Raw genomic sequence first — 21854 nt, forward strand, 5'->3', positions numbered from 1 at the left:
GGTTACCGGTCTGACGGCTCGGGCAAAAGCAGGTACACCCCGGTGGCCCGGCGGTGGAATGTCGCTTCCAATACCGCAGACCATCCGAGTTCGGCACACACTCCCGGCACCGCCCCCAGGGCGAGATAGTCGCGGTAGCAGGCGAAATGGGCCCGGCCGGCCACACGTTCGACGCTCGTGCGCATCATATGCCCGAGTCTTGAACTCTGCGGAGGTGGCCCCAAAAAATCACTGACACAGATCACCCCTCGCCCCCGGACCAGCCGGGCTGCTTCGCGCAGCAACGCCAGACGGGCCGGCCCCGGTTTTTCATGCAGCGCCAGACTGATGACCGCGCAATCAAAACTCGCCGTAGCAAAAGGGGTCGCGGTAGCATCGCCTTCAAGCAGCGCAATCTCTGCCGGAGACTTGCGGCGGGCCTCACGGATCATCGCCGGCGAAAGGTCGACCCCGGTGGGCTGAAAACCGGCCCAGTACAAGCGCCGGCATTGCGCCCCTGTGCCGCAGCACAGATCAATGATCCGCGAGGCCCCTTCCCGGCGGCACAGGCTCGCCACATGGCGGTGCAGCGGCCGCAGCCAAGGATCCAGAATCCAATCATAGATCCGGGCCACCCATTGATAGGGATCGCCTGCTTCCTCGAGAACACAGGCCGAGCCGTCGTCCTGCCGCGGTGGCTCGGGCCGAGGCTCCTGCATATCATTTCTCCCGCCAGGTGCCGTGCCCCTCCAAAGGCCGCAGGAAACTGGCCGCAAACAGAGTAAACACCGCCCCTTGCGGATGCTGGCGGACAATCCCTGAAACACCGCGCAGGTGTTTTCGGGCACAGTCGTTCGTCGGCCCGGAGCCGTACAATCGGACCAGGTTGTAGAGCATGACCGCGTTTTCTGAGGGCAGGGCATCGTCAAAGACCTTTTTCAGGCGCAGAAGGGGCTCTTGCGCCGCTGCATGGGTCTGAAAAAAACCGCCTTCCTTCAGGTCCGCAAACTCGGAGAGCACGGTATCGGCCAGCCGCAAGGCGATGCGGCGGTAATCCTGTCCCTCACTGGTCTGCACCAGTTCCAGTAGTCCCCAGATAAAATAGGCGTAATCCTCAAGAAATCCAGGGATTCCGGCGTGTCTGTTGCGGGCCCGGTGCCATAATCGCCCCGGCTCGGGCTGCATGGTCTCCAAGACCCAGTCCGCGGTTTCGCGGGCCGCGGCAATGAGGTGCTCTTCGCCCAACAAGATGCCCGACCGGGCCAGGGCGGCCACAGCGAGTCCGTTCCAACTCGTCAATTGCTTATCGTCGAGGAACGGTTGCGGGCGCTGGGCGCGTAATCCGCCAAGCGTGGCCATGGCCCGGTGCCACTCCAGGCGCACCTGTTCTTCGCTCAGCCCCAGCCGTTCGGCGGCGTCAGCGGTATCAGCCACCCGGGCCAGGACATTTTTGCCAGTACGCTGGCGCGTCGCTTCATCCAGGATATTGCCGTCACTACGGATCCCCGCCACAGTCTGGACAACACGAAACGTGTCCGGAGGAAGCGCCGCTTCCAACTCGGTTTCCGTCCACTGATAAAAGGCCCCCTCTTCGCCTTCGGTATCAGCGTCTTCCCCGCAGTAAAGCCCCCCGTCTCCGTCGTGGAGCCGCTCAAGCATATACTCGGCCACAGCCACGGCCTCGCGCCGGAAAAGATCCCGGCGGGTTCGGGCGTGGCCCTCGGCCAAGGCCATGAGGAGCAAGGCCTGGTCGTAGAGCATTTTTTCGAAATGGGGCAGGTGCCAGGCCCGATCAGTAGAGTAACGGTGGAAACCGCCGCCGATATGATCCCGGATGCCGCCACGACAAATCGCTTCAAGGGTCGAGTCGACCATATTCAACAGAGACCTGTCCTGAGAAAGGTCATACAAACGCAATAAAAACAGCAATACATGCGGGGTGGGAAATTTGGGGGCCTTGCCGAATCCGCCAAAGTCGTCATCGTGGTTCTGCCGCAATTCTTGCACGGCCTGCTCAAAAATCGCGTTTTCCGGTAACGGGCCGCTGGAGTCGCTGAACAGATCATGAATATGACTGACCAGGCGAGTGGCCGATTGTTCGATCTGCTCCCGGTTCCGGACCCAATCTTCCTGGACACTGACGAGCAAGTCCAGTAATCCGGGCTGGCTGAAACGGGACTGCTTCGGAATATAGGTCGCGGCGAAAAAGGGCCGACCATCCGGGGTCAAAAACAGATTCAAAGGCCACCCTCCTCGCCCGGAAAGCGCCTGGCAACAACTCATATAAAAGGTGTCCAGATCGGGACGCTCTTCGCGATCGACCTTGATCGGGACACAGACGGTGTTCAAGATGTGGGCGACCTCGGTATCTTCAAAGCATTCCCGCTCCATGACATGGCACCAGTGGCAGGTGGCATAGCCGATGGACAGGAATATCGGCCGCTGCAAACGGTGTGCGGTCGCCAGGGCCTGATCGTCCCAGGGCTGCCAAGCCACGGGATTGCCGGCATGCTGTTCCAGGTAGGGGCTGCCGGACTCGGCCAGCCGGTTGACAAGAGTCTGGGACATGTCTGCCTCCCGGGTGGGGAAGTGTCTAAAAGTGTAGCGATCTCAATAGCATTAATTTCTACCTAAAGGCAATTTTTTTTGTCCGCTTCCTCCCTGCTCAGCACCCCAAAGACCATGCAGCCTTCGCAACGGCAACTCGGTGCCGACGGCGTATTGCTCATCGTGGCCCTGATCTGGGGAATCACCTTCACCATGATCAAGGACGCCCTGGTCCATGTCAGCGTCTTTGCCTTTCTCGGGCAGCGCTTCACCTTGGCCTCGGCCCTGTTTGTCCCTTTTCTTGTCTGGCGATGGCGTTGCTTTGCGTGGCGGGCGGTGGCCCACGGCGCAATTTTAGGAATTTTCCTTTTTGGTGCCTTTGCCTTTCAGACCATTGGCCTCGCTTTCACCACAGCCTCCAATACCGCGTTTGTCACCGGCATGAACGTTGTTTTCGTACCGCTTATAAACGGGCTTTTATTCCGGGTGCACATCCCCGTCCCAGTGCGAAGCGGGGTCATTCTGGCCGCTCTGGGGCTGGCCGGCTTGACCCTGAATACCGGACTGGAAATCAATCCCGGGGACCTGGTGGTCCTGCTCTGCGCCGTGTGTATCGCCCTGCAGATCATTTTCACCGGGCGCTACGCCGGGCGCAATGATGTCTACTGGCTCACGGCCGTCCAGATTGCGGTCGTGGCCGTGGGCAGCACCGCCATCGGCTGGATTCGCGGCGAGGAGGTTTTCTTCTGGGAACCAAAGATTGCGTCTGCCCTTGTTCTTTGCGCCCCGCTGGCCACTGTCTTTGCCTTTTGGGCCCAGACAGCCATGCAGCGTTTCACACTCCCCAGCCGAGCCGCCCTTATCTTTTGCATGGAACCGGTCTTTGGTGCCTTGTACGCGTGCCTCGTCGGCGGAGAGCACCTCGGACCGTGGGCTGGACTGGGCGCGGCGGGAATCTTTTTGGGTATGGTCTGCGCGGAAATGCCCGAGACATGGTGGGTGCGCCTCAAAGCAGGGTGGGGCAGCCGGGAAGCCGGCTCATAAAAAACCCCCGCGCGGCAGGTCGACCGGGCGGGGGAGGCAGCAATCGGCTCTTCGTCACAGGGCATGGAATTTCAGACGCAAAAGTTTGCCGTCTCTTCTGTGTGCTTCGAGCGAAAGGCCCGCACATTTTCTTGGTCCCGCCAAAAGGGGGAAACCGGACCGCGAACTGAATGCTCCCAGGCGGATTCCGATGCAACAAGGGCCATCTTCGACACCTGGAGTTCTGCTTTACTTGAGAGTCCGGAGGGGGCAAGGATCCCCCTTTGGCGGGATTGAGAAAATACCGGGCCGAAAGTGGGCACACAGAAGAGACGGCAAACTCCAAAAATCCATAGGATCCGTCAAAGAACCCAGAAATCGAACGTACTCGATACTCCTCTCAATCAATGGCTGTGCCACGCACTAACCGCGTCCGAGACCGGGCCGACAATAGAGAAGACCGCTTGCAACGGCTGAAGGCAGCAAGCCCTCTTTGTGAGAGGCCTGCCCCCGGAAACGGTGAGTGAATCGAGGTCAAAAGTCTTGGGCTTTTTTAGCCAAGCGGTCCTGAAGCCCCTTGATCAAAATAGGCCAAGCAATGGTCGCGTCGCTGTGCACCTCGGCAAAACGACCGCCTTGCGCAGGAGGAACGAATTTGCCCCAGGATATTCCCTCCTGATAGGTGCAACCGGACAATCCTCCCCAATGCGCCGGTTCCGGGCAAATCCGCACCCCGTACTGGAAACGGCGCACCGGCAAATCCAATCCCTCGACACGCTGATTGACGATCTCCACAAACGGACCGACCTGCTGGGCCCAATTCCGCGGTACGCCACCGCCGATGGTGAATATGCCCAGGCGCTTGGCGCCACACACCCGTCGCGTATACTCAAAAAGGTCATAGAAGGGGTTGAATTGGAAGGGCAGTTCGGTAGCAGCTCCAGAGTCTGAGACGGCTTGAGGACTGTGGCGCAGGATGTGTGAAGCCACATCCAGGGCGAGTTCCGAATCGGTGAAAGCGGGGATGAAAACCGGCACATCGCGCTGAAAAGCGCTCTTGAGGATCCCCGGTCCCTGGAAATGCCCATCGAGATAAGCCCCAATGGCCCGGCAGAGACTGGCCGACCCCATCCGATTCCAGTCCTCGATTTCGGCCATGACAGCGTGCACGACATCCTCGGCCTGAGCGAAATTGATCTCCGGCTCCAGGGTGTCGTAGACGCGATTGAAACCGCGTTCAAAAAGAGCGGCGTCGTTCATCCGCTCCGGGACATATTTGTAGTGTTTCAGACCGATGGATTCGATAAAGCCGTGGGCCATGAGCGCGCCGGTGGAGATCACGGTGTCGATCCATCCCTTGTCGATCATGGAACACAGAAGCTTTCCCATCTTGGCCACGGTCATCGCCCCGGAAAAGGTCCCCACCACATGACAGTCCGGATCCTGGACCATCTCTTCGAGAACCCCCAGGGCTTCTCCAAGGCCGCGGCCACCGAATGAGGTCTGGGACATGGCGCTCAAAAGGTCGTCGAAATCCTGGATCGAATCGGGATCAAGAAGCGACAGGGGTTCGAATCCTTCTTCCTCGGGGTTGCCGAGTTCAGTGATCAGACGGATATGATCGTGTTCGTCAGACATGAATCCTCCATACAGGGCCGGCGGATGGGCGGTAGGAATGCCCTCAGGCAGTCGGGGCGAAGGTTCGTAACAAGACCGCGTTGATGGCCTGCACGGCCGTGGATTCGGAGACCACACCGGCGGCGGGCTGAGGCGCCAGCTCACAAAAATCCATTCCCACCAGGCGCAGGGCAGGCCCCAGAGCGGTCCAGAACCGATTCAGCCATTGCAGCTGCAGTCCTCCCGGCTCCGGTGTGCCGGTACCCGGTAACACAGAAGGATCCAGGCCGTCGGCGTCAAAGCTGAGATAGAGGGGGCGGTCGGCGACAAACTCCCGCAACCGCTTCGCCGCTTCCTCCGGACCTGGCAGATCGTGGGCGAACAGCGTCAGCAATTCGTGCGCACCGCTGGCGTGGATGGTCGTGCTCTCGTCACGGCTTAAGCTGCGGATCCCGATCTGGGCCAGAGGCAGGCCGAGTTCCCGGACACGAGCCATGACACAGGCGTGGGAGTAGGGCGAGCCTTCGAAACTCTCCCGCAAATCGGCGTGGGCATCGATCTGCAGGACGACCAAGTCCGGATAGGCTTCGGCGTAGGCGGCGATCGGCGCCAGGGCAACGCTGTGCTCTCCGCCCAGGGTCAACAGGAAGTCTCGAGCAGGATCAAAGGCGGGATCCTGCCGGAGCTTCTCCCGCATGGCCTCATACACGGCCTGCGGACCGGCAACCGGGGGATGGAACGGGGACAAGGTGCGAAAATGGGCGTAATCGGCCAAATCCAGACCGGTCGCCTCGTTCCAGGTTTCGATCTCGGCACTGGCCCGGAGGATGGCCGCCGGGCCGTTCTCCGTCCCACTGCCAAAGCTGACCGTGCCCTCATACGGCACGGGCCAGACCAGGACCCGGCGTCCGTTGTCTGTCTCCAGATCCAGGTATTCGGTATACATGTCGCTGTCCTGTCTGCGTCCCATCAGCAACCCCACACCATTTCCAATGCCGGATCACGGGCTCGAGTGTTAAACGCCAGCGCATTGCAACGCCACTAGCGGCTGAGAACCCTTTTGCGCCTGGCCTCGGTCATGGTCATCGGGCTGCGAAAGGAGGTGTTGTGCACCTGGCAGTGAGTTGACTGTTGAAAAATGCCGGACAACGTCGGTCGTTCAAAAATCCCAAGGGGCAGCGACAAAACGTTCACGGTCCCAGGGTACGTATTCGTCCGTACGCGTTTGAACGTGGTGCAAATGTGCTGCCCTTGGGACAGGTTTGGCGGCCTGTTAGGGGATAAAGACCGCCGCGGAAATGGTCGTCGTCCACAATCCGGCCTGGCCGCGGGTGACGCACGGCGCGGAAGCAGAATCGATAATCTTGCCGCTCATATGGTAGATCTGCTTTCGCTCGTCATAATCCTTTTCCGGATCGAAATCGATGCCCAGGGTCGTGGCCAGCATGGTCGAAGCCAGGTCTTCGGCAAAATCCCCAATCTCGAGTTCTTCAGCCCCGAAGGCGTGGTGTTCGGAGATATAGCCGTAGTGGCTCTCGTCCGCAGGAAAAGCCATTCCCACGGCGGACCCAACCAGCCGCCCCTTTTCATTCGTCGCATTGCGGGCCATGACGCAAAAAGTGATTTGACCGGGATAGAGGTACTCGACCCCTTCGTCGACACTGATGATCTTGCATTTGGGCGGGAAGATACTGGACACGTAGACCAGGTTCTGCTTTTCAATGCGTGCGTCGCGCAAGGCCAGTTCAAACGACTGCAACTTATTCTTGTGCCGGCCAATTCCCTTGGTGAAAAAGGCCTTACTGGGAACGAACGTCATCCGCGCCTCCGTTTCAATCCTGCAGCGATTTTTTCTTGTACACGAAGGGGTTGTTTACCCCGGCCTCGGCCAGTCGGGTCTTGAGTTCCCGGGCCTGGGCGCGTGTCCCGGTAAAAGGGACCAGCACCCTGTACCAGGTCGTTCCGTCTCGGTTGGCTTCGGACAGAAACGACTCCATCTGTTTTTTACGTAAAATCTTTTGCATTTTCAGGGCCTTGTCATGAACCTGGAACGCCGCGACCTGATAAATAAGGGCGTAGCGCTGACCGCCGTCGCTCTGCTGTGGGGCCGATGCGCGTTGCTGGCGCGTTTCGGGCGGGGCCGCAGCTTGGGACTTTTGCTGCTGTAACGCGGGCTCTTCGGACTCGCTGCGCAGGGCTTCGAAAAATCCCAGTTCCTCAGAGCGCAGAACCTTTTCACCGCTTTTGTCGGCCTCGGCCCGGTCCCCTGAAGGCAGCACGTTCTCCAGGTGCGGAACAAACCGTTCCGGCTGGTACCCGCGTCCGACAAGAATGCCCAGAACAAACCCCCAGACCACAATGACCAGAAAAAGGCTCCCCAGCGCGAACAGGCCGGTCAGCGTGAACTCGAAACTGATCTTCCGTCCGCTGGCCGAAGTCTTTTTTTTGCTCTTGGACGCACTTTTGGCGCTATTCTTTTTCGTGGCCATACGACGATACCCTACATTTGTTCCGGTGCATGGACTCCAAGGAGTTCCAGGCCGTTGTGCAGCACCTGGCGCACGGCAAGCAGGAGATGGAACCGTGCCTGGAGCAAGGCGTCACTCTCGGCGTAGAGAACTGAATGGGTATTGTAATACCGGTGGAGCAGACCGGCGAGTTCCTGCAGATAAAAGCTGACATGGTGCGGGCTCAAAGTCCTGGCAGCGCCCTGAACGACCTCGGGAAAGCGGTCAAGCTTCTTGAACAGATCCATGTCCTCGGCCGTATCCAGCAGGGCCAGATCCGCCTCGCTCACAGGGCGCGGCTCAAAGCCGCGTTCGGCCCCCTTGCGCAGGACCGAATTGATGCGGGCGTGGGCGTATTGCACATAGTAAACCGGATTGTCCATACTCTGGCGTTTGACCAGTTCCAGATCGAAATCGAGGTGGCTGTCGCTCTTACGGGACAGGAAGATAAACCTGGCCGCATCCGGACCGACCTCGGCGCAGACATCGGCCAGGGTCTCGAATTTCCCCGCCCGTGTGGACATGCTGACCTGTTCGCCATCGCGGAGCAGATTGACCAATTGCACCAAAATGACCTGAAGATCCTCGCTAGCGCGCCCCAACGCCTGAACCGCGCCTTTCATCCGCGGCACATACCCGTGGTGGTCAGCGCCCCAGATATCGACCACGGTGTCAAAGCCGCGGGCGTATTTATCAGCGTGGTAGGCGATGTCAGAGGCAAAATAGGTCAAATCACCGTCGGATTTGCGCAGGACCCGGTCCTTGTCGTCGCCAAAAGTCGTGCTGGCAAACCACAGGGCACCATCCTGCTCATAGGCCAGGCCACGGTTGGCTAGATCCGTGAGCGTGGCCTCGACACGCCCTTTGTCCAACAGCGATTGTTCCGAAAACCAGACCTGGTGCTCGACTCGGAAGTCACGCAAATCCCTCTTTATGCCCTCCAGAATACGCGTGAGCCCGTGCTGGCGGCAATGCTCCAAAAGTTCCGGCCAGTCCATTGCGGACAGCGAAGCGCCGCGGGTGTCGACAAGCTCCTGGGCCAGATCACGGATGTACCCGCCCTGATAATGGTCTTCGGGAAAGGTATCCGGTCCTCCCAGCAATTCCAGAACCCGATAGGCAATGGAAGCGCCGAGGATCTGCATCTGGCGTCCGGCGTCATTGAGATAGTACTCCGTGGTCACCGTATGCCCGGTGCGGCGGAGAATACGCGCCAAACTGTCGCCGACGGCTGCGCCGCGGCCGTGACCGATATGCAGCGGGCCGGTCGGATTGGCGGACACATATTCGACCTGGACTGTTTTCCCCTGACCCATATCGCTTTGACCGTACGACTGCCCAGCCTCCTGGATCACAGAAACGGTCTGTTGCCAGAAAGCCGGCTTGAAAAAGACATTGAGAAAACCAGGACCGGCGATCTCGATATCCTGGATGGCCGCACCGCGCTGCAATACCTCCTCGCGCAGACTCGCCGCAAGGTCCCGGGGTTTTTGTCCCGCCTGTTTGGCCAGAACCATGGCCAGGTTCGAGGCCACATCGCCGAAATTGGGGTCCTTTGGAGTGTCCAGGCTTGCCTTGGCCGGCCACTGCCAGCCCCGATCAGCGACTACCGTTTGTAGTACTGAAGTAATATAGGTACTTGCCCGCATGAGCTCGCTTTCGCTTTGCTTGGTGGTTAAAAAAACAGACCGCCGGGGCGGTGCCGATGGACAAATGGGTTATTCGGTCTCCAAGGCAGCCATATCCGGAAGGCTGCCCACGGACAAGGCTCCCCAATCCTCTGATTGGTCCTTGAGGTTCGGGGCGAGCAGTTTTTTCAGGACCTGCTTGGGCCCGAGTTCCAGCCAGAACCGAATCCCGTCGTGCCATTGCGCGGCAATGGTCTGGCTCCAGCGCACAGAAGAGACCATCTGTTCGCTCATGGTCGAGTGGATGGTCTCACTGCTTTGCTCGGCCTGCGCCGTCACATTGAGATAAACCGGCAATTTGGCCTCCCGCCAATGCAACCGTTGCATATATCCGGCCAGTTCCTGGGCCGCCCCCTGCATCAGGGGGGAATGGAAAGCGCCACTGACCGGCAGCGGGACCGCGCGTCCCTTGTGCTCCTTGGCCAATTGCCCAAGGCGCTCCACAGCAGAGCGACGGCCACTGACAACCAGTTGCGTAGGGGCGTTATAATTGGCAATCCGCAGTTCCTGACCGGTCTCCTCGGTCACCGTATTGACCAATTCCTCGACCTGGGACTTCTGCAACTTGAGCACAGCAGCCATAGCTCCATCCTGGCCCTGACCGGCCTCAGCCATCAGCCGCCCTCGGAGGGTGACCAGTTCCAGAACCGCCTCGGCGCTCAAGACCTCAGCTGCGGCCAGGGCGGCGAACTCGCCCAGACTGTGGCCGGCAACACAGGCCACCGGAGTACGGGATCGAACCTGTCCCCAGACAGTAAGATTGGTCACCGTCAAGGCTGGCTGGAGATAGCGGGTCTCCGCCATTGCCTCGCCGTCTCCTTCCCAATATATTTCACGAAGCGGGGCCTGGGCCACGGCTTCGGCCTTTTTCCACAATTCCATGGCCTCGGGCCAATGCTCGGCGATATCTCGACCCATCCCGGGCTCTTGCGATCCCTGGCCCGGAAAGATGGCGGCAACAGAAGCCGCGTGGGGCAACTGGGACATAAGCCTCCTCCATCGTTGCAAAAAAGCGAGGTATACAGACTGACATGGACCGGGCACCGCCCAGCGATGCCCACACAAAAAGGGCATCAGACACGGTGCGCGAGAAACGCCCAACGGCCAGGAGTATTGACGCCCATAACAGAAATATGAAACATTTTAGTATAGCCGGATTTACCTACAAGGTAAAGTTTTTTCCTCCCTTGGAGCCGTCATGACCGCACACACCCCCCCGCCAGATCCGCCCGCTGTCCAGGCTATGGTCCGGGAATCGGGCTATGAGATCAGCGAGGTTCAGGCCGAGCTGTTGGCCGTCTACCTGCGCTTGCTCGAACAATGGAATACCCGCATCAATCTCGTCGGTCCCAGAAAATGGCCACAGATGCTCAGCCAGCTTGTCGCCGACAGCTGGCACCTCGCTGCTTTGCTGCAGGAATTGCAATGGCCGCACCAATGCCAATCCCTTGACCTCGGGGCTGGTGCTGGTCTGCCGGGAATTCCGCTGCGTCTTTTCTGGACCCACGGGCGGTACACCCTGGTTGAAATCCGGCAAAAGCGGGTGGCCTTTCTCCACAACGCCCTGGCCCAGATGGAACTGCCCGGGACCGCCATTCACCACGGCAGGGCCGAAGAACTTCCTGAAACGCTTCTTCCAGCCCATCTCGTTCTCAGCCGAGCCTTCATGCCCTGGCACCAGCTGCTGCCCCTGGCAGGGTCCCTGCTCGACAAGACAGGACGGCTGATTATTCTTTCCAATACACCTGCACGACAGGAGATGTTCGCAGAGCGGGCCCGGCTCGTGCAAGTCAGGCCCTATCAGATAGGGGACCAGACCCGGTACTTCTGGGTCCTGGACCGGCTTGCCCGAGTCTGAGCCGCCGGAACAATGCCCCCTGTGCCAGCCGGCCCCCAGAGCTGTATAAAAAACGTTGCCGCAGGGCGTGAACCCCAGGAGGATCAAATGCAGATTACCGCGGACAGTTTTGCCAGCCTACAGTTCACCATCGGGTGGGAAAGCGGTGAGGCCCGCCACACCGAGCATATTCTGGCTCAAAAGGCCAATCTCTGGCGGGACCAGTTCCCCCCCCGGCGTCAAAGAACAGCTGATTGGCGCCCGACCGGGCCAGAGCATCACTCTCGAATACGCACCGGGCGACCTCCTGCCCCTCCCTGAATCCACCAAGACCCGGACAGTGCCCCGAACCAGCTTTCGGAGCCCAGAATTGCGAGGCAGGACCATTGCCCCCCGTTTCGGCCGGTTTTATCCGCTTGGGCTGCTCAGCGGCATTCCAGGCGTTTTTCGCGCCAACGCGACCCCGTTTCGGGTCACCGGAATTGAGAAAGCCGCCCTTACGGCTGACTGGAACCATCCCCTGGCCGGCCGGAACCTGACTTTGGGCATCGAAATCCTTGATGCGGCGCCGAAGGACACCGACACCGGGGGACGGGTCACGGACTGGACGGAATTCCTCCTGAGCGGTGGACCAGGCATGCAGGCCAGAAGCCAGGGCGAACCAACAGATTTCACCGAGCCCGATGCCCTCCAGCGCGACGACCCCGATGATGACGCCCAATTCTATGCTGAACCAAGGCTGGTGGGGCATATCGACCGCCAAGCCAGCGCCTGCCTGGGCGAGGAGTACGCTCGCCTGGTCAAACCAGGACACGAGGTCCTGGATCTCATGAGCAGTGTCGAGTCCCATCTGCCGGACACGCACGGCTCCAATGTCACAGGACTGGGACTCAATGCCCAGGAAATGGCCCAGAATCCGGCCCTGAACCGCCACGTGGTCCACGACCTCAACACCAATCCGACCATCCCGTTTGCGGACAGCAGCTTCGACCTGCTCCTATGCTCCATGTCTGTGGAATATCTGACGAGACCGAGGGAAGTGGTGGGGGAGATGATTCGCGTCCTGCGTCCCGGCGGCCTGGTGGCGATCAGTTTCTCCAACCGCTGGTTCCCGCCCAAGACAACCTATCTCTGGACCGACCTCCATCCTTTCGAACGCCTCGGGCTGGTCGCCGACTATCTCTTGCAGGGGCCGCAATGCACCGCTCTGCAAACGGTGACCTACCGCAACTGGTGGCGCCCCCCGGAAGACAGATACAGTGGCACCCTGACCCAGGCCGACCCCATATTTCTGGCCACGGCACGAAAGCCCGGCTAGCTCCATGCTAGCCCAACGCGGTCTTGGGGATCGCTCAAAAAGAGTAACGGACACCAGGCGATGAGGGTTAGCCAAGAGGAAGGGTGCCCTGACGCTCGGAGGCCGTGGCCGGAAAAAATCGCCGGATATAGGCCTGGACGTCGAATTTGCGTGCTGCGCCGCGATCGTTCATGTAACGGACCTTGCCGTAGACCGGACGTTCCTTCCACGGCCGGTCGTGAACGCCCCCGATGGACCAGAGGACGCCAGTATAGCCGTTGGGATCGCGTCCATCGAGTTCATAGCGGTCGTTCAGAGTGATGGCCGTGGACAGCGCTTCTTCCGGGGAGGCCGACCATTCCAGGATCTTCTTGGCCCAATACATCCGCATATAGCCATGCATTTTTCCGGTCTGGACCATCTCCTGCTGGGCCGCATTCCAGAGGGGGTCGTGGGTGCGGGCCGCTTCCCACTGCTCGAAAGTATACACCACCTCGCGATGATCCCCACGGTGGTCGTCCAGGGTCTGCTGGGCCCAGGCGGGCAGCCCGCCAAAACAGTCGTAGACGGGGTTATAAAAGCAGAAATTCTCAGCCAGTTCCCGGCGGATGACCAATTCCTCGAGAAACCCCTCCCTGGACTCGGCGGGAGCCCAGTTCGCGTCCCGGGCCATCAGCGCCACCCGCTGCGGCGCAATCTGGCCGAAATGGAGATAGGGGGACAGACCGGACACCGCGCCAGCAGTGGGGTCGTTGCGTTTTTCAGCATAGGCGCTCAGGCCTGAGGCTATAAATTCCCGGGCGAGATCCAGGGCAGTTTCTTCACCGGAGGACCAGGACAGCGGTGGGCCATACTCTGGCGCCGCCAGCGAGCGGGAGGCCGCCTCCCAATCCGGCTCTGGCAAGAGGCTGCCCCGCCAGGGCACCGGGTGGGGCACAAGTTCGGGAAACGGATCCAGAAATTCAGGCAGCTGTCGTTGCAATTTGGGCCGAATGGTCCTGGCGGCATACTCCTGCTTTTCAGAGGCCCATCGGCAAGGAACCACGTTATGGGCGTCGACCTCCAGGCATTCGCCTTCCCAATGGCCGGCAAAGGTATGCTGCCACTGCTGCTTGGTGCGCAGGGGATCAAAATCCATCACCACGGTGCCGATCGCATGGGTACGGCAAAATCCAGCCAGTTCCCCCGGGGGGTCCTCTCCGGTCAAAAGGACAAAAGGGATGCCCAGCTTGGCGGCCGAGTCGGCCACCTGGCGCAGCCCGGTGAGCATGAAATCGAAATGGCGTCTGGCGCCCCCGCTGTAGGACGGCACGAGACAGAAAACGATGATCAGGGGAGCCTGACGCGTTCGGGCCATATGCTGGGCCTGGAGCAGGGCCCAATTGTCGTGCAGGCGTTGATCCCGGCTCATCCAATAGGCCACCGGCCCGGAACCCCGGACCGAGGGAGTGTGACAATACAGCCGTTGGGCATGAACTGGGGAAGCGGGGAGGGACACGAAACTCTCCTTGAGAACCATTGGAGCAGACAACAGGAGGCGACCGGGGATCAGGCCCCCGGTAACCGGCAACTATCCCGGCGTTGGGCGGCAACCCGGGTCGGCGGGGTCAGGATGGGCCGGTCAATGGCCGCCGCAATTTCTTGAAGCATTCCTTTAAAAATAAAAACGTGTGATGGCGCCAGGGCATACCAGTAGAGCATTCCCCACAAGCCGCGGGGCAGAAAACTGGCCGCCTGGACAAGTTCCGTTCGCCCCGGCCCGAGGGAGTGGAGCCGGAACTCCAGCACGGCTTCGCCAGGGAGTTTCATTTCCGCCAGCAACTGCAACCGGCTGTTTTCCTGGACATCCAGGACCCGCCAGAAATCGAGCCCGTCACCGACGCGGATCTCCTCCGGGTCACGGCGCCCGCGGCGCAGGCCGACGCCACCGAGCAAGCGGTCCATAAGCCCACGCAACCACCACAAACGGTCACCGTAATACCAGCCTGTGTCGCCCCCGATGCGCCGGATCGGTTGCCAGACCTCTTCGGGATCCGCAGCAATCACGGTGCGAAACGAACATTCGAGAATGGTCCCTCCGGCGTAGTAGGCGTCTTCGCAGCTGACCCATTCCGGCTCGGTGGCCTGGCCGGCATCAAACCAGCAGGTGGCCACCTGCTGCTGCCGGACCCGGTCCAGGGAGCGGCGGATGGCCTCCCGGCAGGTGAGCAGATCCTGCGGCACCATCTCCCGAATGCGCGTGTCCTGACAGACCACGGTATTTCGCAGTCCTTCGGTCAAAGGGCGGGCCAACGTCGCCGGCACCGGAGTGACCAGATGGATCCAATAGGAACTGAGTTTGGGGGAAAAGACCGGTACGGGGATGATCAGCCGGCGCCGGAGGCCGGCCTCCTCGGCGTAGAGCCGAAAGAGTTCCGCATAGGTCACGATATCGGGGCCGCCGATATCCAGGGTCTGACCGAGGGCCGGGGGATTGTCCAGGACTCCGGTCAGGTACTCCAGGACATTGGAGATGGCGATCGGTTGGCAGCGGCTTTGCACCCAGCGCGGCGTGAGCATGACCGGCAGGCGCTCGACGAGATAGCGCATCAATTCGAAAGAGGCACTGCCAGCCCCGAGGATCATGGCCGCTCGTAAAAAGGTGCAGGGCACCGAACCTTCCTGCAGGATCCGTCCAACCTCGAGTCGCGAGAGCAGGTGGTGGCTGAGGTCCTCGTCATCGTCTCCCAAGCCCCCCAAATAGATGATCTGCTCCATACCGGCTGCTTCGGCCGCCCGGACCATATTCCGGGCCGCAATACGGTCTGTCTCGGCGAAATCCTGTATTTGCGGGGCCATAGAGTGCACCAGATAGTACACCGCCCGGCACCCTTGGGCCGCTTCGAGCAGACTTGTCTCTTCCAGAACATCCGCCTGCACGAGTTCGATTGCGGGATGGTCCGCGAATGGACGACAGGACAATTTCTCCAGGGAGCGTCCGGCGGCGCGGACGCGATAGCCGCGTTCTAGCAACAGGGGGACCAGACGCCCTCCGACGTAGCCGGTCGCTCCCAGCACCAACACCGGCTTGGCAGATTCGTGCTCAGGCATTGTTGCGCAACCTCAACTCGATGGGGTGGGGATTGAGATAGTACTGCAAACCCAAATAGGGTTCCTCATACTTGCGTACAAAATGGTTGACCAGGGTAATGGGCACAATCAAAGGCACATTTCCCGCGCGATAGTGTTCGAGGATTTCCAAGAATTCCTGTTTCTCGTCACTGCTGAGCTGGTCTTTGAAATAGCCGAGGAGGTGGTGCAGGACATTGATATGTTTCTTGGTCGTTGTCTTGACCCGCATAGCCCGGTCCAGAAGTTCCAGATAGCCCGGCAAAAGGGCGTCTGGCTCCATTTGCTTGGCCTGGGCCACATACCGGCCCATTTCCTTATACAGTTCCGGACTGTGAGCCATAAGCAGGAGCTTGTGCCGGGAATGAAAATCGACCAGCCGCCCGACATCGGGGCCCTGTTTGGCCAATTGCCGCCACCGCCAGTAGACAAAGACGCGTTCGATAAACTGTTCACGCAATTTCGGATCGTGCAGCCGCCCTTCGTCCTCCACCGGCAGCAGGGGAAAACGGTCCATGAACATCCTGGCCCAGATGCCAACACCTGTCGGAGCAGGCATGCCCTGTTCGTTGTAGACCTTGATCCGTTCCATCCCACTGCTCGGAGAGCGACTTTTGAAAATATACCCGCACAAATCCTTCTCAGCGAGTTCTTCGAGCTTGCTTTCGCCCCAGGCCTGCATCTGGTCGGTATGATCTTCACGGGAACGGATGGTCACCAGACGCGGTGCCTCCGGTTCCCCGACCAGACGCAGTGCCTCACGCGGTACGGGCATGCCGCATTCCACCTCGGGACAGACAGGGACATACTCGAAGTACCGCCCGAGCGTGTCCCGGACATAGCGGTCCAGTTTGTGCCCTCCGTCGTAGCGCACCGCCTTGCCCAGAAGACAAGTACTCACTCCAAGTCTGATGGACGCCTCGTTCGAGTGTGCTGGTATCTCCATTGCTTCCTCGTTGTGGTTTGGCGTTGTCGTGTGGTAGCATCACGCTATTGGTCCGGTGCGCCCGGGATTACTCCTGATCCGTGATCCCGGTCTCGATCAGGGTCACGTCCTGAAAATGCTCCACAAGCAGCAACCGGTGTGCGCTCACGCAGAGCAAGGCTGTGCCTGGGTCCTGGACAAAGGAGGCCAGATGCGGGTGGCGCTCAGATAATGCGGCCACGGCCCGGTCCTGATCTCCAGCGGGACAGATCCGGGCCGTGCCCAGGACAGTCACCGCCTTGGCCGTATGACTGTCTTCAGGGGCGTTGCGGCTGCTGTCGATCAACAGGGAGACCTTTGGATTGTGCTCGATATTCGTCATTTTTTCGCTGTGCGACGGTGAGGCCATCACAAGCTGGCGGGGATCTCCGTCCAGCCAGGCGAAGGCCATAAGACTGCAGTACGGTTGATCCTCCCGGGCTGTAGCCAGCACCGCGGTACGCTGCTCAGTGAAAAATCCGGTAAAAAAGGCATGCCAGTGCGGACTCCAAAAGACCGGTGGCGGGGCGTCAGGCGGGGTCATGGGGAATTCCTTTGCGTTGAGGCAGCCGATCTGTAAAGGTTGACCCTGGTGCTGGGAAGAACTGCTGCAGCCAGTGAAACCGGAATCACGGGCACACCAGGATCATGGATTTCCATTTTGGCACAGGGCGGCAAGAGAGACAAGCCATCCCAACCCATTGCAGCAAAAGGGGCAGGCTATGCGATTTTTCATCATCGGCGCGAACGGATTGGTTGGACAGCATCTTTGTCACTATCTGGCTCAGGGCGAGCACGAGATCACCGCGCTGGTCCGGCACCAGCGCCGAGCCCAGGACTTGCCCGAGGCAACCAAGGTGGTGGTTGGCAACGCGCTGCAGGAAGGGATGTGGCAGGAGACGGCCGGTTCGCATGACGTGGTGGTCAATCTGGTCGGCAAGAATATCATGGGGCGCTGGACTCCGGAAGTCAAAAAGGCCATATACGCCACCAGAATCGACTCCACCCGCCAGGCGGTCCGGGCCATCGAACAGGCTGCTGCTCCGAAACCATGCCTGATCAATGCCAATGCCGTCGGTTTTTACGATGCTTCGGAAAAAGCGATTCTCGATGAGACGGCCCCGGCCGGAGAAGGATTTTTGGCCGAGGTCTGCCAGGATTGGCAAAAAACCGCTCTTGAGGCCGAAAAAGCCGGGGCGAGAACGGTTGTGGCCCGCTTCGCCACGGTGCTGGCCCCGGACGGCGGGGCATTACCGAGCATGCTCCCGATTTTTCGCCTCGGCCTCGGAGGCCCCATTAGCTCAGGAAAACAGGGATTCCCGTGGATCCATATCCAGGACCTGGTCCGGGCCATTGTCTTCGCCGCCAGCACTGCGGAGGTGTCCGGACCAGTGAATATGAGCGCTCCGCAAATCTGCACCAATAAAGAATTCACCCGCACCCTGGCTCGCGTTTTGCGCCGCCCGGCGCTGTTCCCTGTCCCACGACCGGTCTTGCGTACTGTTTTCGGAGAAATGGCCGACATGTTGGTACAAGGGCCGTTTGTCCGCCCACAGCGCCTCCAGGACGCGGGGTTCACCTTCAATTATTCCCTGCTGGAAAAAGCCCTGCGCCATCTGCTCAACCGGTAACCAGACCCCGGCTGACTGGAACCAGGCGACTGAAAAAGCCCTCGCAAGGCCGGTCCGAACCAAAGCCCCAGACGGCAAAATTGTCTCAAGGCGCCCTGGAGGGCAGCTCCAAGGCATCGAGGGAAAAGGCGACGACCAGAGGCCAGAACTTGCCGGTCACAAAGACTCGCTTATGCTCCGGGTCAAAAGCAATGCCATTGAGCACGTCGGCTTTTTGGAGTTGCGGAAAGCGGCGGCGCAGCCCCGAGCAGTCGAGCCAGGCCTCCACCCGACCGCTGGATGGCCGAATGATCGCGATGCGGTCGCTGGGCCAGACATTGGCCCATATACGCCCCTGGATGACTTCCAGTTCATTGAGCGACTTGACCTCCCGGGTTCCGTCACGTACCTCAATCCGCTTTGTCAGCTGAAAGCGACGGTCGCGTATGGTCAAGGCTGCGCTGCCGTCACTCATGACCAGCTGCGTGCCCAGTGCGGCCAATCCCCAGCCTTCGGTGCTGTAGGCAACGCGCCCGATCCGGCGCAGGGGGGCCGGGCTGTAAACAAACCCGGTCCTGCTTTTCCAGGTCAACTGGAAGAGCCGGCCGTGCATCAGTGCCAACCCTTCCCCGAAACAGTCCGGGGGTAAAGGGAGCTCAGCCAGGATTTCCCCGGTGGCCACCCGCCGCTTCGAAATGGAGGAGCGTCCGTACAGGCCTGTGCTCTCCCAAAAGACACTATCCTGAAACACGAGGCCTTGCGTAAACGAGGTCCGCTTGTGGGGGAAGGTCTGGAGAGCAGCAGGCGGGGTAAGCACAGGCGCCTCGGCATACGCCTGCCGGGGAGAGCTCGTGGGGCCAATCGCCAGCACCACAACACCAAGCAGCACGAGCAACATGCCGGACAGGTGCCGCTGGCTGTCAGCAACGCACCTCAAAGGAGTCGATTTGGATATGGCAGAATACAACCAGGACGCGATCCGCGATATTCGCATCGGCAAACCTCTGGATTTCGATCCTCCGGGAGAAGGCCCCATTCCGTACCTAGCCGGGGCCACGCTGCATGTCTACACCTTCTATTCCGGACTCCAGGCGCAGGATGTCCAGGCCTGGACCAAAGGCGCCATCCAGTATGGGGTCTTTATCCAGGACACCATTCCTTTTTTCCTGCTGGATATCGCCGGATTCGGTGAATTGGACATGCCTTTGAACATCTTCTGGGAACCCGAGGAGAAACAGCGGGAGTTTTTCGAAGGCAATCCCACGGCCAACGCCATCCCCCTGGTCTTGGCGGATTACCCAGAAGCTATTGTGCGGGCTGTGCGGCTTATCGCCATTGACCCCAAGATCATGTTCCGGATCAAAGAGACCTTGTTCGATCAACTCACGGTCTACCCAACGGCTGACTCGTGTACGGAAAATCTGTCGACGATCTTTGAATCCTTTGATTCCTACGAAATGCGCGAACGCACAACCCTGTATGCCTTATAGACCGGAACCGTTCCCATCCTTGGCGGTGCGCCACCACGCATGTATTGCGGATGCAGGGCCGTAGCAAAGGTGCAGAAAAAGGCCGTGGACGGAAACGTCCACGGCCTTTGCGTCTCAGAGCCACCATGTCCCGGAGAAAACCGGGATTGCGGTGGTGTGGACTTATTGCTGCGCTGTTGCGTTAGCCTCGGTGTCCTTTTTCTGGACCTCTAATAATTCGACATCAAAGACCAGGGTCGAATTGGGGCCGATTTGCGGACCAGCCTGACGGGCGCCATAAGCAAGATCGGCCGGCAGAACAACCTGCCATTGAGCGCCCTCGTGCATCATTTGCAGGGCCTCAGTCCACCCCGGAATGACACCATTGACCGGAAAAGTGGCCGGCTTGCCCCGTTCGCGGGAGCTGTCAAAGACCGTGCCATTAACCAATTTCCCCGTATAGTGCACCGTGACCACGTCGTCGGCGTCCGGCTGGGGGCCGTCACCTTTTTCCACGACTTTGTACTGCAGTCCGCTCTCCGTGGTCTGCACACCTTCCTTGGCCTTGTTGGCCTCCAGAAAGGCGCGGCCGGCCTCTGCATTTTTGGCGGCAGTTTCCTGTTGTTTCTTTTGCTGCTCCTGGAGCAATCGCTGCTGCAGGGCCTGGAGGCTTTGTTGGACCTCTTCCGGCGTCATCAGGGTCTCGTTGCCGGATAAGGCATCTTTGAGTCCCTGGGCGGCCAAGTCGGGGTCAAGGTCGAATTCTTGGGATTTCAATTTATTGCCTATGTCCATCCCCAAACCGTAACTGACCTTGTCCTGATCAGTATCCAGCGTCACCGCCGCGGATTCAGTCGTTTCCTGGGGTGTTTCCTGAGCCGATTGCTGACAGGCAGCCAGAAAGACCACCCCCCCAACTAGACAAAGCATGAGCCAACGTTGCATATGTTCTCCTTTTCTGGCGGGTTGCATAAAAACCAAAGACCTGTTTCTTTCCCCTTGGCGCCCGCAGGAAGCCGGGAGCCAGTGTGGGACAAAGCCCCTTTCTTCAGTCGCCGGCGCACCAAGGCAGAGGGAGATGTAAACCATGATTGCGGGACGAAGCAAGCGGCGGCTGGAAATGCTGCTGCCCAGATATGACGGCCCGCCAATTCGAGGCCGAAGCACTATCGCCTTCGGCCGGACTCTGGCTTCCCGACAAAGGGACTCTCATCCATGAGCGACGTTTCCCCCCACCATACTCAGCATTTCTGTCCTGCCGGGTGGGTCGAGCTCACCAGCCAGGCCCGTTTGGCTCAGGGACGGCAAACCATCTCCTTGTATTGCCTTGTGCTTGCCTCCCGCGGCATACCATATCAACTCCAGAGCACCTCTGAACAACGAATCCTCTGCGTCCCCGAATCCTGGCTGGAGACCGCCCGCAACGAACTGGAAACATTTGCTCTGGAAGAGGAGGCTTGGCACAATCCCGAACCAGGTCACGTCCCGCTTCGCTATGGCCGGATCGAGCCAACGCTGTGGGTCTTTTTCGGCCTGTTTGTCTTCCATCTGCTGACCACCGCCACCGTCTACGAAGGGCTTGGTCATATCGCTTGGCAGGAGTGGGGCAGCGCCAAGGAATGGCTCATCTTGCAGGGCGAACTCTGGCGCAGCGGCACGGCCCTGACCCTGCACGCCGACAGCGCCCATCTGGCGGGTAACATCGGCCTGGGCGCCCTTTTTGTCGCCCTGTTGTGCCGGGAAATCGGGTCGGGTTGGGGCTGGCTGATAGTTGTGGGCAGCGGTATGCTCGGCAATATCGGCAATGCCTGGATCAGCACTTACGGCCATACAGCCGTGGGGGCCTCAACCGCGGTGTTTGGGGCAGTGGGGGCGATCGGCGGCCTGCGTGCCTGGCAGGGCCGCGGCAACCGGGTCGTCCTCGACAGCCTGCTTCCTTTGGGCGCTGGTCTGGGGATTTTGGCCATGCTGGGCACCGGAGGGGGCAATACGGACGTAGGGGCCCATTTTTGGGGCTTTGGATGCGGCGTGGTCCTCGGCAATCTCTTTGGCGGAGCCTTGCGTCTGAGTTGGGTCCCTTCATCGCGCAGCAACCGCTGGGCAGGGCTGACCGCAGCGGCGCTCATAGGCGGATCCTGGCTTTTGGCCATTAGCACCCAGATCTCGTGATCGCCCTGGCGAACAGCGCACTGCGCATCCGTAATCACC

General features: G+C 60.1%; 20 protein-coding genes. 6 read left to right on the top strand and 14 right to left on the bottom strand.

Annotated elements, in window-relative coordinates:
• Window positions 1-2: 2 nt before the first annotated feature.
• Window positions 3-698, bottom strand: coding sequence for a class I SAM-dependent methyltransferase (locus DRET_RS12980; RefSeq protein WP_015751744.1), 696 nt, complete (start codon window positions 696-698; stop codon window positions 3-5).
• 1 nt (window position 699) lies between these two features.
• Complete coding sequence (locus DRET_RS06560) at window positions 700-2547, bottom strand: thioredoxin domain-containing protein (protein WP_015751745.1); 1848 nt, start codon at window positions 2545-2547, stop codon at window positions 700-702.
• Window positions 2548-2625: 78 nt separating this feature from the next.
• Here DRET_RS06560 and DRET_RS06565 point away from each other — a divergent pair, with 78 nt between their 5' ends.
• Window positions 2626-3570 carry a DMT family transporter gene (locus DRET_RS06565; protein ID WP_052293278.1) on the top strand — a complete coding sequence of 315 codons (945 nt, stop codon included), beginning with the start codon at window positions 2626-2628 and terminating at the stop codon, window positions 3568-3570.
• 513 nt (window positions 3571-4083) lie between these two features.
• Here the strand turns inward: DRET_RS06565 and DRET_RS06570 are convergent.
• The 6 genes from DRET_RS06570 to DRET_RS06595 all read right to left on the bottom strand — a co-directional run bounded on the left by DRET_RS06570 (window position 4084) and on the right by DRET_RS06595 (window position 10348).
• The gene (locus tag DRET_RS06570; RefSeq protein WP_015751747.1) at window positions 4084-5187 is read right to left on the bottom strand and encodes a deoxyhypusine synthase family protein; all 1104 of its coding nucleotides are present in this window, start codon (window positions 5185-5187) and stop codon (window positions 4084-4086) included.
• 43 nt (window positions 5188-5230) lie between these two features.
• Window positions 5231-6136 (bottom strand): agmatinase, encoded by a 906-nt coding sequence (gene speB / locus DRET_RS06575; protein ID WP_244147901.1) that lies wholly within the window; start codon window positions 6134-6136, stop codon window positions 5231-5233.
• A gap of 303 nt (window positions 6137-6439) precedes the next feature.
• Window positions 6440-6985: a pyruvoyl-dependent arginine decarboxylase gene (locus DRET_RS06580; protein WP_015751749.1), complete on the bottom strand. Its 546-nt coding sequence runs from the start codon at window positions 6983-6985 to the stop codon at window positions 6440-6442.
• A gap of 13 nt (window positions 6986-6998) precedes the next feature.
• Window positions 6999-7655, bottom strand: a complete 657-nt coding sequence (locus DRET_RS12985; protein WP_015751750.1) for an SPOR domain-containing protein — start codon at window positions 7653-7655, stop codon at window positions 6999-7001.
• Window positions 7656-7666: 11 nt separating this feature from the next.
• Window positions 7667-9322: an arginine--tRNA ligase gene (gene argS / locus DRET_RS06590; protein ID WP_015751751.1), complete on the bottom strand. Its 1656-nt coding sequence runs from the start codon at window positions 9320-9322 to the stop codon at window positions 7667-7669.
• 69 nt (window positions 9323-9391) lie between these two features.
• Window positions 9392-10348, bottom strand: a complete 957-nt coding sequence (locus DRET_RS06595; RefSeq protein WP_015751752.1) for an ACP S-malonyltransferase — start codon at window positions 10346-10348, stop codon at window positions 9392-9394.
• A gap of 211 nt (window positions 10349-10559) precedes the next feature.
• Between DRET_RS06595 and rsmG the strand changes: the two genes are divergently transcribed.
• The gene (rsmG, locus tag DRET_RS06600) at window positions 10560-11219 is read left to right on the top strand and encodes a 16S rRNA (guanine(527)-N(7))-methyltransferase RsmG (protein ID WP_015751753.1); all 660 of its coding nucleotides are present in this window, start codon (window positions 10560-10562) and stop codon (window positions 11217-11219) included.
• A gap of 349 nt (window positions 11220-11568) precedes the next feature.
• Complete coding sequence (locus DRET_RS06605; protein WP_015751755.1) at window positions 11569-12516, top strand: class I SAM-dependent methyltransferase; 948 nt, start codon at window positions 11569-11571, stop codon at window positions 12514-12516.
• 67 nt (window positions 12517-12583) lie between these two features.
• Here DRET_RS06605 and DRET_RS06610 read toward each other — a convergent pair whose 3' ends face one another.
• The 4 genes from DRET_RS06610 to DRET_RS06625 all read right to left on the bottom strand — a co-directional run bounded on the left by DRET_RS06610 (window position 12584) and on the right by DRET_RS06625 (window position 17111).
• Window positions 12584-13993: a deoxyribodipyrimidine photo-lyase gene (locus DRET_RS06610; protein ID WP_015751756.1), complete on the bottom strand. Its 1410-nt coding sequence runs from the start codon at window positions 13991-13993 to the stop codon at window positions 12584-12586.
• A gap of 50 nt (window positions 13994-14043) precedes the next feature.
• The gene (locus DRET_RS06615; RefSeq protein WP_015751757.1) at window positions 14044-15585 is read right to left on the bottom strand and encodes an SDR family oxidoreductase; all 1542 of its coding nucleotides are present in this window, start codon (window positions 15583-15585) and stop codon (window positions 14044-14046) included.
• On the bottom strand, window positions 15578-16549 hold the full coding sequence (locus tag DRET_RS06620; protein WP_015751758.1) for a YbgA family protein: 972 nt from the start codon (window positions 16547-16549) through the stop codon (window positions 15578-15580). Before DRET_RS06620 ends, DRET_RS06615 begins: the two co-directional genes overlap by 8 nt.
• A 67-nt stretch (window positions 16550-16616) precedes the next feature.
• Window positions 16617-17111, bottom strand: a complete 495-nt coding sequence (locus tag DRET_RS06625) for a pyridoxamine 5'-phosphate oxidase family protein (protein ID WP_015751759.1) — start codon at window positions 17109-17111, stop codon at window positions 16617-16619.
• 178 nt (window positions 17112-17289) lie between these two features.
• Between DRET_RS06625 and DRET_RS06630 the strand changes: the two genes are divergently transcribed.
• Window positions 17290-18198, top strand: coding sequence for a TIGR01777 family oxidoreductase (locus tag DRET_RS06630; protein ID WP_015751760.1), 909 nt, complete (start codon window positions 17290-17292; stop codon window positions 18196-18198).
• A gap of 85 nt (window positions 18199-18283) precedes the next feature.
• Here DRET_RS06630 and DRET_RS06635 read toward each other — a convergent pair whose 3' ends face one another.
• The gene (locus tag DRET_RS06635; RefSeq protein WP_015751761.1) at window positions 18284-19075 is read right to left on the bottom strand and encodes a glutaminyl-peptide cyclotransferase; all 792 of its coding nucleotides are present in this window, start codon (window positions 19073-19075) and stop codon (window positions 18284-18286) included.
• 55 nt (window positions 19076-19130) lie between these two features.
• Here DRET_RS06635 and DRET_RS13660 point away from each other — a divergent pair, with 55 nt between their 5' ends.
• Entirely contained in the window at window positions 19131-19667 is a 537-nt protein-coding gene (locus DRET_RS13660; RefSeq protein ID WP_015751762.1) for a hypothetical protein, read from the top strand.
• Window positions 19668-19829: 162 nt separating this feature from the next.
• On the opposite strand, the gene bamJ is transcribed toward DRET_RS13660, so the two are convergent.
• Window positions 19830-20591 carry a BamJ family beta-barrel-assembly machinery protein gene (gene bamJ, locus DRET_RS06645; RefSeq protein WP_015751763.1) on the bottom strand — a complete coding sequence of 254 codons (762 nt, stop codon included), beginning with the start codon at window positions 20589-20591 and terminating at the stop codon, window positions 19830-19832.
• A 270-nt stretch (window positions 20592-20861) separates the two neighbouring features.
• Here bamJ and DRET_RS06650 point away from each other — a divergent pair, with 270 nt between their 5' ends.
• Window positions 20862-21815 carry a rhomboid family intramembrane serine protease gene (locus tag DRET_RS06650; RefSeq protein WP_015751764.1) on the top strand — a complete coding sequence of 318 codons (954 nt, stop codon included), beginning with the start codon at window positions 20862-20864 and terminating at the stop codon, window positions 21813-21815.
• Window positions 21816-21854 lie beyond the last annotated feature (39 nt).

The organism is Desulfohalobium retbaense DSM 5692 (assembly GCF_000024325.1).
Lineage (GTDB): Bacteria > Desulfobacterota > Desulfovibrionia > Desulfovibrionales > Desulfohalobiaceae > Desulfohalobium > Desulfohalobium retbaense.

Excerpts from the sequence above, each read along its gene's own strand:
- DRET_RS06620 (WP_015751758.1), bottom strand. The coding sequence starts at position 16,549 with ATGGAGATACCAGCACACTCGAACGAGGCGTCCATCAGACTTGGAGTG.
- DRET_RS06570 (WP_015751747.1), bottom strand. The coding sequence starts at position 5,187 with ATGTCTGACGAACACGATCATATCCGTCTGATCACTGAACTCGGCAAC.
- DRET_RS12980 (WP_015751744.1), bottom strand. The coding sequence starts at position 698 with ATGCAGGAGCCTCGGCCCGAGCCACCGCGGCAGGACGACGGCTCGGCC.
- DRET_RS06635 (WP_015751761.1), bottom strand. The coding sequence starts at position 19,075 with ATGTTGCTCGTGCTGCTTGGTGTTGTGGTGCTGGCGATTGGCCCCACG.
- argS (WP_015751751.1), bottom strand. The coding sequence starts at position 9,322 with ATGCGGGCAAGTACCTATATTACTTCAGTACTACAAACGGTAGTCGCT.
- DRET_RS06580 (WP_015751749.1), bottom strand. The coding sequence starts at position 6,985 with ATGACGTTCGTTCCCAGTAAGGCCTTTTTCACCAAGGGAATTGGCCGG.
- DRET_RS06625 (WP_015751759.1), bottom strand. The coding sequence starts at position 17,111 with ATGACCCCGCCTGACGCCCCGCCACCGGTCTTTTGGAGTCCGCACTGG.
- speB (WP_244147901.1), bottom strand. The coding sequence starts at position 6,136 with ATGGGACGCAGACAGGACAGCGACATGTATACCGAATACCTGGATCTG.
- DRET_RS13660 (WP_015751762.1), top strand. The coding sequence starts at position 19,131 with ATGGCAGAATACAACCAGGACGCGATCCGCGATATTCGCATCGGCAAA.
- bamJ (WP_015751763.1), bottom strand. The coding sequence starts at position 20,591 with ATGCAACGTTGGCTCATGCTTTGTCTAGTTGGGGGGGTGGTCTTTCTG.
- DRET_RS12985 (WP_015751750.1), bottom strand. The coding sequence starts at position 7,655 with ATGGCCACGAAAAAGAATAGCGCCAAAAGTGCGTCCAAGAGCAAAAAA.
- DRET_RS06615 (WP_015751757.1), bottom strand. The coding sequence starts at position 15,585 with ATGCCTGAGCACGAATCTGCCAAGCCGGTGTTGGTGCTGGGAGCGACC.
- DRET_RS06560 (WP_015751745.1), bottom strand. The coding sequence starts at position 2,547 with ATGTCCCAGACTCTTGTCAACCGGCTGGCCGAGTCCGGCAGCCCCTAC.
- DRET_RS06630 (WP_015751760.1), top strand. The coding sequence starts at position 17,290 with ATGCGATTTTTCATCATCGGCGCGAACGGATTGGTTGGACAGCATCTT.
- DRET_RS06595 (WP_015751752.1), bottom strand. The coding sequence starts at position 10,348 with ATGTCCCAGTTGCCCCACGCGGCTTCTGTTGCCGCCATCTTTCCGGGC.
- rsmG (WP_015751753.1), top strand. The coding sequence starts at position 10,560 with ATGACCGCACACACCCCCCCGCCAGATCCGCCCGCTGTCCAGGCTATG.
- DRET_RS06650 (WP_015751764.1), top strand. The coding sequence starts at position 20,862 with ATGAGCGACGTTTCCCCCCACCATACTCAGCATTTCTGTCCTGCCGGG.